General features: G+C 55.2%; 8 protein-coding genes. 1 reads left to right on the top strand and 7 read right to left on the bottom strand.

Annotated features, from left to right (window positions below):
- Positions 1-9: 9 nt before the first annotated feature.
- From LVD14_RS15555 to LVD14_RS09970, 4 genes are all read right to left on the bottom strand, one after another.
- Entirely contained in the window at positions 10-1,779 is a 1,770-nt protein-coding gene (locus tag LVD14_RS15555) for a PQQ-binding-like beta-propeller repeat protein (RefSeq protein ID WP_237134648.1), read from the bottom strand.
- On the bottom strand, positions 1,701-1,931 hold the full coding sequence (locus LVD14_RS09980) for a hypothetical protein (protein ID WP_237133938.1): 231 nt from the start codon (positions 1,929-1,931) through the stop codon (positions 1,701-1,703). Before LVD14_RS09980 ends, LVD14_RS15555 begins: the two co-directional genes overlap by 79 nt.
- A gap of 52 nt (positions 1,932-1,983) precedes the next feature.
- On the bottom strand, positions 1,984-4,407 hold the full coding sequence (locus tag LVD14_RS09975) for a DUF5916 domain-containing protein (protein ID WP_237133937.1): 2,424 nt from the start codon (positions 4,405-4,407) through the stop codon (positions 1,984-1,986).
- Between the two features lie 68 nt (positions 4,408-4,475).
- Entirely contained in the window at positions 4,476-6,179 is a 1,704-nt protein-coding gene (locus LVD14_RS09970) for an aminotransferase class V-fold PLP-dependent enzyme (protein WP_237133936.1), read from the bottom strand.
- 171 nt (positions 6,180-6,350) lie between these two features.
- Here LVD14_RS09970 and LVD14_RS09965 point away from each other — a divergent pair, with 171 nt between their 5' ends.
- Positions 6,351-6,821 (top strand): Lrp/AsnC family transcriptional regulator, encoded by a 471-nt coding sequence (locus tag LVD14_RS09965; protein ID WP_237133935.1) that lies wholly within the window; start codon positions 6,351-6,353, stop codon positions 6,819-6,821.
- 21 nt (positions 6,822-6,842) lie between these two features.
- On the opposite strand, the gene LVD14_RS09960 is transcribed toward LVD14_RS09965, so the two are convergent.
- From LVD14_RS09960 to acnD, 3 genes are all read right to left on the bottom strand, one after another.
- Complete coding sequence (locus tag LVD14_RS09960; RefSeq protein ID WP_237133934.1) at positions 6,843-9,083, bottom strand: carbohydrate binding family 9 domain-containing protein; 2,241 nt, start codon at positions 9,081-9,083, stop codon at positions 6,843-6,845.
- Positions 9,084-9,182: 99 nt separating this feature from the next.
- The gene (prpF, locus tag LVD14_RS09955) at positions 9,183-10,370 is read right to left on the bottom strand and encodes a 2-methylaconitate cis-trans isomerase PrpF (protein WP_237133933.1); all 1,188 of its coding nucleotides are present in this window, start codon (positions 10,368-10,370) and stop codon (positions 9,183-9,185) included.
- Entirely contained in the window at positions 10,367-12,973 is a 2,607-nt protein-coding gene (acnD, locus tag LVD14_RS09950) for a Fe/S-dependent 2-methylisocitrate dehydratase AcnD (RefSeq protein ID WP_237133932.1), read from the bottom strand. The genes prpF and acnD overlap by 4 nt, the downstream gene beginning before the upstream one ends.
- Position 12,974 lies beyond the last annotated feature (1 nt).

The raw sequence follows: 12,974 nt of genomic DNA, 5'->3' as shown, positions 1-12,974 counted from the left end.
GCCTTGCTGCTATCGGGCCGGCCGAAACGCCAGCAGTATATTACCTGCCTGTTGACGGAAACGGTCATAGCCAGACCCGACGAATAACATGCCTGCGCCTGCCGCAATCGACTGAGCGTCAATCGAACCGCCTCGCGCCGCAACGCCATTGACGGTATCAAAGCCTACCGCCGTGTCATACTCAAACAGTATCTGGCCAGTCTCGGTATCAAAGATGAACAGTCGACCATCGATATTGCCGGCCACCAGCGCGCCATCGATGACCAGTGGCATGGCTGAAAAACCGTAACGCGCGTCACAACCCGGCACGCGTTCATCCCGGCCATTGGCACAGTCCGGTCGCGACAGATAGGACCAGGTCGGCTCACCGTCAGCGAGTTCAAAGGCGTGCACCCCAGCCTTGATGACATCATCGCTGCGACCGCCACCATTCGGATCGCTGATCGGCAACAGCACTTTGTCTCCGGCAACAGCCACACCCCAGTGATTGCCGCCCAGAGCGCCGCCTTCACCGACGCGCTGCTGCCAGACAAGCTCGCCATTGTCCGGGTTCAGGGCCCACAAATGACCTGATTTCTGGCCGGCAACCAGTCGTTCACTGCCATCTGCCAGCGTGACACGAATCGCCGCTCCTCCAAAATCCCAGTCCTTGATAATGCTGTCCTGCTCTGAGGGACAATTGGGTCCGTACTCACGGCCGGTGCATGCCATGTTCCAGACGTCATTGGCGACGGCCTGAAACAGCCAACGCTGCTCGCCAGTGTCCATATCCAGCGCGATGATGGCATTACTGGTTTCAGTCGCCGGCAGTGAGGTATTTTCGCCGGTCGTGACATAGAGCTGTCGACGCTCGGGATCCAGTCCGGGACTCGACCAGATTGGTGCGCCGGACGGCCCACGCAGACGAACGCCAACAGAATTGCGCTCCCCTGTATACTCGGCCGGCGGCATGGTGACATAGGTCCAGATACGCTCGCCACTGGCTGCATCAAGAGCCAGCACCCCGCCGCGCCCATCACAGCACTCGTGAGTAGGCTCGCCACCTCGCTGAACGCCAGAGGCAGAGACCGGTACATATAGACGCTGATCATGGTACATGGGCACACCGGTGAGCCGGGTATGCACACCTTCGTCGATCGTGCCATCAATCAGCCAGCGGCGTTCACCAGTCAGCGGATTCACCGCGTGCAGCCGCGCCCGTTCGTCGGAGACATAAAGAAGTTGTGAGCCATCGTCCAGTGCACCACTGAGCACGGCAGAACCACGTAGCGCGGCACCGGCATCGTAACTCCATTGAACACAACCGGATTCAACGTGTAGTGCCAACACTTTGCCGGAGGCCCCGGCGGGATAGAACAGTGTGTCACCAGCAATGGCCGGGGAGGAGCGCAGACCACCGACACCAGGGATGCCCAGCGCCCAGGCCAGCTCCAGATTGCCCAGATCCTCATGACTCAAGCCGCTTTGTGCAGCGGACAGCTGGCGTGAAAAAGCCAGATCACCTCCGGCATGACTCAGATGCACAGGGCTCAGGCTGATGGTACTGTCATCGGCGGCACACAGATTACTGCTGATCCACTCATCAGACACTTCGGCAATCGCCAGGTAGTCAACCAGAGTATCTCGCTGTTCGCCTGTCAGTTGCTGGCCTTGAATGGCCATGGGGCCTGAAGTCAGTGTGTAGTGAAGCGCCTGCGCAGTCATTGACTGCAGTGCTTCAAAACTGGCGGCACGTGGATCACCACCCTCATGGCAGGCAGCGCAGTAGGTCTGATAGATGTCCTCACCGGGGTGAAATCCATACTGCTTTCCGCCGCAGGCTGAATGACCGGCTCCTGAGCAAGGACAGGCGCCACGCCGGGCAACTCGAGACTTGCACTGGCCAGGAAAACCAGCAGCGCAGCAGCCACTGGCAGTGATAAACGTCGCATATCAGTGATCTCATTATTGTTTTGGTAATGACATCACTGACATTAGCGCAGATCACGAACCGAGTCGATACCGCAGCTTGACGACCAACGTGTCGACCACCGGATCCTGCCAGGACTCGCTTAACAGTCCAGTGTATTCGTCAAAAAGTCCACCCGGTACGTTACCACCGCGCGTATAAACGACGAAGAGATCAGACAGAGGCGCAATTTCCCAGCGATAACGTGCCTGGAAGGTCAATCGGCTGATGACAAAGCTGTCACTCTGGGCATCAGGCTTGGGTACTTCGCGCAACTCTTCCAGACGATCTGGATTCACCTGCAGAAACTTGTTCTCAAACGCCTTCAGACCAGTCCATTGCAGCCCAACCCGGAACTGTTGCCGGGCGCTGATGAAGTAGTCCAGTGTCACTTTGGGAGACCATTGAGTCGCCTCGAAGCTGGTGTAGCGACCGCCACCCTGATAGACGAGCAGGCCCTCACGATCGGTATATGATGCTTCCACATCCAGCGAGAAATTGTCGACAGGTCGATAGCTGATACCGGCTGTGGTTGTCGTGTTTCGTTCACCAAGATCTTCGGTGTTGGCATCGATACCAAGCTTGTAGCGTATCTGTTGCGAGGGGTCAGATTCCCAGGTGCTGACAAATTGCCAGCGTCCCGGGATCTTGTAGTCGCCAGAGCCGCGACCCAGCCGATCCTCAACACGACGCGCGTAATAGCGCAGACTGCTGTTCAGCGAGTGGTTGTTCAAAAATGTCAGATTGAGAGAATTAAATACGCCCTGGCGTACCCAGTCGTTGTTGCCATTCCAGTGATTGAAGACAAACATTGAATACTCACGCGAGCGCAGTCCTTCGACATTTGAACTGTTGTTTGTATAGTTGTAATCAAAGTGACTGAGATCATTACGCGTCAGGAAACCAAGAGTATTCAGATCCAGCGTGTCATCATGATATCCCGCAGCAAAACGGTGCATGACACCGCGCTGAGGCATATAGATGAGATCGCCAATAACACCGTTACCCTCTACACCATCCACATCACTGCGCAGCACCTGTCCGTCGAACAGCCAACGGTTGTTGCCGGAAAAATAGTGGACGTCCACGCCATTGACCGTAGCATCAATATCAGAATGCGAGACGTCGGTCCCCATCCAGCCGATCGATCGACGCCCTGCTGGGCCCGTGGTTTCGTACAACAGGCGGCCTACCGTAAAATCACGGCCTTCAGACTCGAGTGTGACACGTGTCCCGTCATTGAGTGTGCCACGGATTTCCATATCATCTTCCATGGCTGCCAGCGTGCCATAGCGCCAGTTACCACTTTGCCCTGTAAACTTTACTGCACCCAGCAGATCGGTCGGTGCACTCAGGTCTGTGTCCGCAACACGGACGCCAGCCGGCACATCAAAGGAGGCCGAACTGCCGATACGACGTGTGTTGAGCATGGATGTAGGGCCACCAGGGCCACGCGCACTCTGGTTTCTTGGCGAAGTATTAAACACATCCTGCCCTTCCAGGAAGAAAGCCCGTTTTTCAGGAAAAAAGGTTTCATAGGCGGTCAGGTTAACAACGACGTCATCCGACTCGACATTTCCAAAATCCGGGTTCAGGCTCAAAGAGAGCTGCGTATTGGTACTGGGACGCCAGAATACTTCCGCCCCGGCGCGCATTTCAGTCTCATCATCAACACCATCGTAGGTGCCAGAGACGTATGGATAGTAGGTTATCTGGGTTCTTGGCTCGATATCTTCGAGTTCGAACTTCTGAAAGGCAGACAAAAACTGGTTCACTGTAGATGGAAGTGCTGGATTGGACCAGGTTTCGTTAAGGTGTCCTACCTGACGCTCCATGTAGATGCCAATCTGACGATTGTCACCTGAAGCCTGGGGCAATGCGATCATCGACCAGGGGATGAAATACTCGGCCACCCAGCCACCCTCAACAACACTGGTATATGCTTCCCAGGGACCATCCCACTGCATGTTGAACTGGCGCTCAGCCAGAATAGTGCCATCGGTTTTTGAATCGCCAAGATTGACTCGCATCATGTAGCCGTAGAGGCCATCGCCTGAGGCATCAATACTGATCACCACACCATCACGCTCAAGCCTTGTGTCACGCGGCGTCATTCGGGCAACCAGCGTGTCGGTATCCTGGTGATTCATCACACCTACATAAATCCCGCGTTCGGTATAAAAAATACGGGTTTCGGTGCGCAGCGAACTCTCGGCAAGGGTATCGGGAGTCACAACCCGCATTCCGTCAAAGGCGGGTATCTGCTGCCATACTGCCTCGTCCAGGCGTCCGTCCAGTTCGATATTGGCCTGGCCATCAATACGAGTCAGACGGGGAATGACTTCCTGGGCTGCAAGCTGTGATGCAGTCAACTGTGACGCGACGACAGCTGCGACAGTAAATTGCAAACGGGAAGAGCGCGCACGGTTCGCGAGGCGCGAAAAAAGAACTGCTACCATGTGGGTGATCTCTGAATTCTAGTTGTGCCCGGACTATAACCGTAAGTTTCAGAATCACCGATAGCTGGCTACAATTCGTTGCAAAACACCTCGGAGGGCCAGAGAAACCAGCGAATTGCTTCTTGTTCTGGCGGGAGTTTTACCGCTTCCCGATCTTGCTGCAGCGCTTTCGGATCGCGCGATTGTGCCGCAGCTACCGCCGCTTCTATCTGTTTTTTAGCGTTGCTCAGCGCGACTTGTAAACCCGGGCGCTGCGAATTTAATGAACATTCCACATTATCTTCAAACCAGTTGATACCTGCAAACCGGTCACGTGGCACTGCCTCGGAATCACAATGTCGCCATACACCATGCACGGCATCATAATGGTAATACACCAGCATCTGTTCAGCGTGGCGAGCAACCAGCTCTATCGCTGTCATCAGGTAGTCGAATTCTTCGTCAGAAATAAAATAATTAAAGCTCAGACGCACCCAGCCTGGCCTGAGCACACTGGCACCCAGCAACACTGCACTCTCTACCTGGCGACTGTAGTTTCTGTCCATGTGCAACAGATAGTGCGCATAGGGCCCCGCGCAGGAACAACCGCCGCGCGCCTGAACACCAAAAAGATCATTCAACAATGCAACAACAAATCCGTAATGCAGATCCCGCCCTTTTCCGGGCCCTTCCTGATTACTACGAAAGCGCAAAGAAAATATTGGTAGCCGCTCGTTCTCACAGCCACCGAGTATTTCAATATTGTCGATTTTTTTCAGTCGTGCCATGACGCGAGCGGCCATCTGTTGTTCCAGTTCGGCAATTCGCTCAGCCCCAACCTGCTGCTGCAGCGACATGACCAGGCCAGCACGAATCGACTCTACGATGCCGGGTGTGCCGGCCTCTTCACGGCGCTCAATATTCGTCACATAGGCATGGCTGTCCGGACTGACATACACCACGGTACCCCCGCCTGCTGTCGCGGGGACCGGATTGACAAACAGTGCAGCTTTGGCCACAAGTACACCACTACTGCCGGGACCACCCACGAACTTGTGCGGCGACAGAAAAACTGCATCAAGTTCGCTCATGTTAATGGCAGAGTACGGGCCTGCTGCCGCATAATCCCAGCATGCCAGCGCCCCATAGCGCTTCAACAGTCTGGTCACAGCTACGACATCGGTACGCAGACCTGTGACATTTGATGCTGCCGAGAAGCTGCCAATCACACGACTGGCGGATTGATAACGCTGCAATAACGACTCCAGCGCCTGCAGATCCATCTGGCCACGAGAGTCCAGGGGCACAACAACCACTTTGGCGAGACTTTCACGCCACGGCAACTCATTGGAATGATGTTCGTAGGGCCCAATCAGCACTATCGGGCGCTCTTCGGGGGCGGTCAACTCCAGCACCTGGTGCCGTTTGACCGGGTCGGTGGGCAGACGCAGATTCAGCACTTCAACAAGCTTGTTGATCGCGGCTGTTGCACCGTAGCCGCAGAAAATGACCTTGTCGTCTTCGCTACCATTGACCGCCTGCCGTATCGCCTGGCGTGCTGACTCGCGCCATGCGGTAGTATTGGCACCGGTCAGCGTTGTTTCAGTATGGGTATTGGCATAACAGGGCAGCACCTGCTGCTGAATCAGTTCCTCAATGAATTTAAGGCTGCGACCCGATGCAGTGTAATCCGCGTAGACCATGGGTTTGAGCCCAAACACCGTGGTCATGGCGCCATCGCAGCCAATGATATTGCTGCGTATTTTTTCAATCAGACTATCGGGCAAATGCATCGTGAACCTCTAAATCCGGTATCAGCTTTTGATGCGCGTATAGTAACCCTGGATCAAGTAAACATTGTTCCTATTTGATTCACATATGATTAATGTATTGCAACAATGTTTCCCAATATCGTATATTTTCGGCACGATAATCCTTCATGCGCAAAATAATGAGATTACTTCATGGACAAGCTCGACAGAAAACTGTTGCGACTGATGCAACCGGATGCCAGTCTGTCCGTCGCCGAACTCGCGGATGCGCTGGGCATGTCAAAGTCGGCCTGCTGGCGTCGCATTCAGAAACTTGAGGAGTCAGGCGTCATACGTCAGCGCGTCACCCTGCTCTCCCCTGCCAAGCTCGGACTGGGCCTGACCGTGTTTATCAGCATCCGGACAAATCAGCACAATCAGGTCTGGGCGGACAAGTTTCGCGAGGTAGTGCAGTCGATCGCAGGAATACAGGAAGTGTACAGACTGGGTGGCCAGATCGATTATTTGATCAAGGCTGTCGTCACTGACATGGCCGGCTACGACCTGCTTTATCAGTCCCTGATTGAGGCCGATCTGTTTGATGTTACAGCCAGCTTTGTCATGGAGGAGATCAAGTCCACCACAGTGTTGCCGATTGGGCCCGGACAGGCTTTGACTTCCTGACCAGGCCCCACGCGGCAGGAATCAGAATCGAATGGTATAACGGAACTTCACACTCAGATCTGAGGACAGTGCTTCAAAGCGATTGTTCTTGTCGTAATCCTGCACGTTGTAATTGAGTACGATAAAACCTTCCTGGCCAGCGCGCGGTATCCACTGCAGCCGGGTGTTGATGCCTATCTCCTCGGACAGATTGTCGTACTGCACCAGATTGATCCAGTACAGCGTGGATGAGAACGCCACCTGCGTCGACACACTGGTCAGACGCGTAATGAAGTCACCCTGCGGCAAGGAAATATTGTTCCAGTCAAAACTGGTACTCAGCACAAAATTACTGGACTGATTCCAGCTCAACGAAGCACGGATATTGTCGCGCTCACCATTATAGAAATCACCCGTCAGATAAGCCACGCTGCCAGCCAGTTGACGTTGACCACCGGTGGAAACTTCGATCTCCTGCTCCGTGAAGGAATAATCGCCTGGCGCAATGCTGACCTGGCGATCGGGGCTGGAATAGATCGTAAAGGGGCGCTGCACGACTTCCCGGTTATCTATCACGGACACTTCCATCGAATCGCGGCTGTTTGTCTCCAGCTCCAGCAGCCGATAGGTCAACACCTGGGTCTGCAAGCCACCGTCGATGACTTCGATTCGCTGAGCGTCAATACCGGCAAACGCGCTTTGCAGCAAGCCACCACCTGTGAAGAAATGCGTATAACCGACATCCGCTGTCAAATCGCGGATGTTTGATCGATTCACATAACCCATGGCCGGATTAAAGTTGCGCTGAACTTCCTTGAAGCCCATGCGTGACCGCCAGCCAGTGCTGTTGGGCATACGCAGACCAAAACCCCAGGCCACATCATCGCCATGCAGACCAGGTGTATCAGATTGCTGATACCAGGCGTCAGCCTCGAAAGTCCGCCCCTGTGCCAGCTGATTATTGATGTAACGGAAATCGACGCCCGCAACAGAGTTGTCAATGTTGGATGCCGGGTCACCGTCAGTATAGATAAAACCGATTGCCGAGTCCTCCAGCACATTGGCCGAGACCCTGGCGACAAACAGATCCGATGCATCCACAGCGCCAAACTCATCCTGACGAATGGCCAGCGTGCCGATATTCCAGCGCCCTACCCGGCCACTGATCCGGCCACCGTAGTTTATGTCCACCGGCGCACCCGTCTGGCTCAACCCAATCCGACGTGAAAAGAACGGGCGGGCGTTCTCGCGGCTGCCACCCGAAGTAGCATTGTTGCCGCCGGCCATGCCACTGATGTTGCCGAACTGAAACAGGTCCGAGTCGTTCAGAAAGAAGTCCCGCTTCTCAGGGAAAAACAGACTGAAGCGCGACAGATTTACCTGGCGATTGTCGACTTCAGTGGCGGAGAAATCGGTATTGACCGTCAACGCTGCATTCAGCGATGGAGTGAGGCGATAAAACGCATCAAGCGATGGTTCCCAATTCACTTCCGACTCACCTTGCGGTCCGTATACACGTCGGCGATTGACTGCAAGCGATGGCACAATATCCAGGCCGGCCCCGGCGCTCAACCCTTCAAGCTCGGTAATCTGACCCATCACGGTGGGATTATAGGTCCGGTTGCGCGACACCCATGCCATTTCCTCACCACGTCGGCGAATCGCACGTCCAAAGTTGAAACCCCAGTTTTCGATGGCAGGGTCAAACGGAATGGACTTGAAGGGGATTTCGATCTCGGCAACCCAGGCGTTGCCGTCGACATTGGCTGCCACATCCCAGATAGTATTCCAGTCCAGCGAGAATGAGGTTGGACTGGTATACAGGGAGTCATGGCGTGCTGCGTTCAGATTGGTTTCGAAACGGTAACCCGCGCGGCCGGCATTAAAGGGGTCGAGAATCACAACCAGCCGGTCATCAGAGGGCATGCCCTGCCCGTGTCGAATGACTGGTGCTGCAATACGGTCAGGCTCGCTGTCAAACATGCGCGCACCAATGTAGAGCGCGTCATCATCATACAGAACATAAACTTCGGTGCGTTCGGAGGTCGGCGTGCCATTGCCGGGACGAGTCTGGTGAAAATCGGTGATGACTTCAGCCTGCTCCCATACGGGGTCATTGAGATTGCCATCAATGACCGGTGGTACGCTAATGCGGACAGCACGCACCTGTTTCGGTGCATCAGTGACAACAACTGCCTCTGAAGCATCCTGTGCAGAAGCAGTGTGCGCCAGGAACATCCAGGGTGACAACATGGCCCAGCAGGCGGTGACAGCAGATCGCATCGCAGTTCCTCAAATTTAATTGAACGGCGATTTTAATGCCTCATTGATACTTTGTAACGTAATTAAGATATCGACTTTTTGGCAATCTGTGTCAACTCTTTACAAATCCACCGGAGGTACGTAGACCCAGCCGTCCATCAAGGTCCGTGCGCTGCGACTCATGATGGCTTTGGCAACGGTCCACTGCCCGTCTCGCTGCTCGGCGCGGGCCCCCACGCGCAATGTTCCGGACGGGTGACCGAACACGACAGACTCTCGATCACCGCCACCTGCCGCAGAGTTGACCAGAGTACCAGGTATCGCCGCCGCAGTACCGATTGCCACCGCCGCCGTTCCCATCATGGCATGGTGCAACTTGCCCATGGACAGAGCACGGACCAGTAGGTCGATTTCACTGGCAAGCACGCGCCTTCCACTGGAAGTGGTGTAATCAGCCGGCGGTGCCACAAAGGCGATTTTGGGCGTATGTTGCCTCGCCGCCGCTTCTTCAACAGATTTGATCAATCCCATTTTAACCGCAGCCGCAGCGCGTATCCGTTCGAAACGCATTAACGCATCAGTATTATTGTTGATGGCCTCCTGTAATTCCGTGCCACTGTAACCCAGGTCGCTGGCATTCAGAAAAACAGTCGGGATTCCGGCGTTAATCATGCTTACAGCAAAACGACCAATGCCTGGCACGTCCAGTTCGTCGACCAGATTGCCCGTGGGAAACAGCGCACCACCCTCATCAGAGTCGTCAGCCGGATCCATAAACTCAAGCTGTACCTCTGCGGCAGGAAAGGTGACACCATCCAGCTCAAAGTCCCCGGTTTCCTGAACCACACCGCCACGCATGGGGACATGTGCAACAATCGCCTTCCCTATATTTGCCTGCCAGATATTCACACGACAGATACCGTCCTGCGGTATCCTGTCGCTGTCAATCAGCCCTTTTGATATGGCAAAACCACCCACGGCCGCGGAGAGATTGCCGCAGTTGCCGCTCCAGTCGACAAAGGCGCTGTCGATCGAAACCTGTCCAAACAGATAATCGACGTCAAAGCCTGGCCTGGAGCTGCGCGACAGAATGACTGTCTTGCTGGTACTGGACGTGGCGCCACCCATGCCATCAATCTGCTTCTGATAGGGGTCAGGACTACCTATCACGCGCAGCAGCAGCTTGTCCCGGTAGACACCTGGCTGCTGCGCTTCAGCAGGCAGGTCCTGCAGTGCAAAAAAGACACCCTTGCTGGTGCCGCCGCGTATGTAAGTGGCTGGTATGCGTATTTGATGTGGAAAGCTCATGCTGCGCCCTCTGCCTGCAGGAAGTCCTGTGCGAAGCGCTGCAACACACCGCCAGCCTGATACACAGAAGTTTCCTCATCACTATCCAGTCGACAGCGTACCGGCACGGTTAGCTCAGTCCCATCGCGGCGGTGAATGACCAGTGTCAGCGTCGCCCCAGCCCTGGGCTCGCCGCGAACATCATAGGTTTCGGTACCATCCAGCTTCAGAGTCTTGCGTGTAGTGCCTGGCTCAAACTCCAGCGGCAATACACCCATGCCAATCAGATTGGTCCGATGGATCCTTTCAAAACCTTCAGCCACAATTGCCTCGACTCCGGCCAGGCGCACCCCTTTGGCGGCCCAGTCACGAGAAGAGCCCTGTCCATAGTCCGCACCCGCGATTATGATCAGTGGCTGCTTGCGTTCCATGTAGGTTTCTATAGCTTCCCACATCCGGGTAACCTTTCCTTCCGGCTCAATACGCGCCAGTGATCCCTGCTTAATCTCGCCATCCACAATGGCCATTTCATTAATCAGCTTGGGATTCGCGAAGGTGGCGCGCTGTGCCGTCAGATGATCACCCCGATGCGTTGCATAGGAGTTGAAGTCTTCTTCCGGAACGCCCATTTTTGACAGGTACTCACCAGCAGCGCTATCTGCCAGGATGGCATTAGAGGGCGACAGGTGGTCTGTGGTGATGTTGTCACCCAGAATTGCCAAAGGGCGCATTTCCTTCAGGCTGGGCTCGCCCGCCAGCGCGCCTTCCCAATAGGGAGGACGCCGGATATAGGTGGACATCTCGCGCCAGTCATACAAAGGGCTGACCTTGTTGGCTTCGTCACGCGAAATATCAAACATCGGGATGTACACATCACGAAACTGCTGCGGTTTGACGCTGGCCTTGACCACCTCGTTGATCTCTTCGTCCGTCGGCCACAGATCCATCAGGCGAACAGGCTTGCCATCCACCTCTGCCAGAACATCCTTTTCTATGTCAAAACGAATCGTACCCGCAATGGCATAGGCAACAACCAGGGGTGGTGAGGCCAGGAAGGCCTGTTTGGCGTAAGGATGAATGCGTCCGTCAAAATTGCGATTGCCAGACAGCACCGCTGTCGCATACACATCGCGGTCGACGATCTCCTGCTGTATTTCAGGGTCCAGAGCGCCGGACATGCCATTACAGGTCGTGCAGGCAAACCCGACAATTCCAAAACCCAGCTTTTCCAGCTCCTGCTTGAGCCCCGACTCCTCAAGATAAAGCTTTACGGCCTTGGACCCTGGCGCCAGGGAAGTTTTCACCCAGGGCTTGCTGACCAGACCCAGCCGGTTGGCATTACGCGCCAACAGCCCCGCGGCGATCACATTGCGCGGGTTGCTGGTATTGGTGCAACTGGTAATCGCCGCAATGATGACAGCACCGTCAGGCAGCAGTCCCTGAGCCTCTTCGGCACGTGCCTGTTCAAGACCAACGGCGATACCTTTGCTCGCCAGATCAGCCGTTGCAACGCGTGCGTGAGGATTGCTGGGCCCCGCCAGATTGCGCGTGACACTGGAAAGATCAAACTCAAGTGTTCGCTCGTATCTGGCCGTAACCAGATCGTCAGCCCACAAACCGGTATGACGGGCATAGGTCTCAACCAGCTGCACCTGCTCATCATCACGACCAGTCAGGGTCAGATAGTCGATGGTCTGCTGATCTATAAAAAACATCGCGGCGGTGGCACCATACTCGGGCGCCATATTGGAGATGGTTGCGCGATCACCCAGCGTCAGGGCAGCGGCACCTTCGCCATGAAACTCCAGGTAGGCACCCACCACACGTTGCTTGCGCAGGAATTCAGTCAATGCCAGCACCATATCCGTGGCAGTGACACCAGGCTGTAATTTACCTTTCAGTTCCACACCAATGATGTCGGGCAGACGCATCCACGATGCACGGCCCAGCATGACATTTTCTGCCTCCAGGCCACCCACGCCGACGGCGATAACACCCAGGGCATCGACATGTGGCGTGTGGCTATCCGTGCCCACACAGGTATCAGGAAATGCCACTCCCTTGTCGACATAGATGACCGGTGACATTTTTTCCAGATTGATCTGGTGCATGATGCCGTTACCTGGCGGTATCACATCAACATTCTTGAAGGCATAACGTGTCCAGTCGATAAAGTGGAAGCGATCCTCATTGCGGCGCTCTTCGACCGAACGATTGCGCTCAAACGCATCAGGAACATTACCTCCGCACTCAACAGCCAGTGAGTGGTCGACGATGAGCTGCACAGGCACGACCGGATTGACTTTGGCCGGATCACCTCCCTGCTCAGCGATCGCATCGCGCAGCCCCGCCAGATCAACCAGCGCCGTCTGCCCGAGAATATCGTGACACACCACACGCGCAGGGAACCACGGGAAGTCCAGGTCGCGGCGGCGCTCGATAAGCTGATTCAGAGACTCAGTCAGCATATCCGGATCACAGCGGCGCACCAGGTTTTCGGCCAGCACTCGTGAGGTGTAAGGCAGTGATGCCCAGGCACCGCTCTGAATATCTTCTACTGCCTGGCGGGCATCATAAAAGTCCAGCGATGTCCCCGGCAGAGGCTTGCGATACAGTTTGTTCATG

The organism is Pseudohongiella sp. O18, from assembly GCF_021729085.1.
In the GTDB taxonomy this organism is placed as follows: Bacteria; Pseudomonadota; Gammaproteobacteria; order Pseudomonadales; family Pseudohongiellaceae; genus Pseudohongiella.
Note: the sequence above shows the minus strand (reverse complement) of the source record. Positions and strands in the feature narration are given on the sequence as shown.

Excerpts from the sequence above, each read along its gene's own strand:
- acnD (WP_237133932.1), bottom strand. The coding sequence starts at position 12,973 with ATGAACAAACTGTATCGCAAGCCTCTGCCGGGGACATCGCTGGACTTT.
- LVD14_RS09970 (WP_237133936.1), bottom strand. The coding sequence starts at position 6,179 with ATGCATTTGCCCGATAGTCTGATTGAAAAAATACGCAGCAATATCATT.
- LVD14_RS09975 (WP_237133937.1), bottom strand. The coding sequence starts at position 4,407 with ATGGTAGCAGTTCTTTTTTCGCGCCTCGCGAACCGTGCGCGCTCTTCC.
- LVD14_RS09965 (WP_237133935.1), top strand. The coding sequence starts at position 6,351 with ATGGACAAGCTCGACAGAAAACTGTTGCGACTGATGCAACCGGATGCC.
- prpF (WP_237133933.1), bottom strand. The coding sequence starts at position 10,370 with ATGAGCTTTCCACATCAAATACGCATACCAGCCACTTACATACGCGGC.
- LVD14_RS09980 (WP_237133938.1), bottom strand. The coding sequence starts at position 1,931 with ATGCGACGTTTATCACTGCCAGTGGCTGCTGCGCTGCTGGTTTTCCTG.
- LVD14_RS09960 (WP_237133934.1), bottom strand. The coding sequence starts at position 9,083 with ATGCGATCTGCTGTCACCGCCTGCTGGGCCATGTTGTCACCCTGGATG.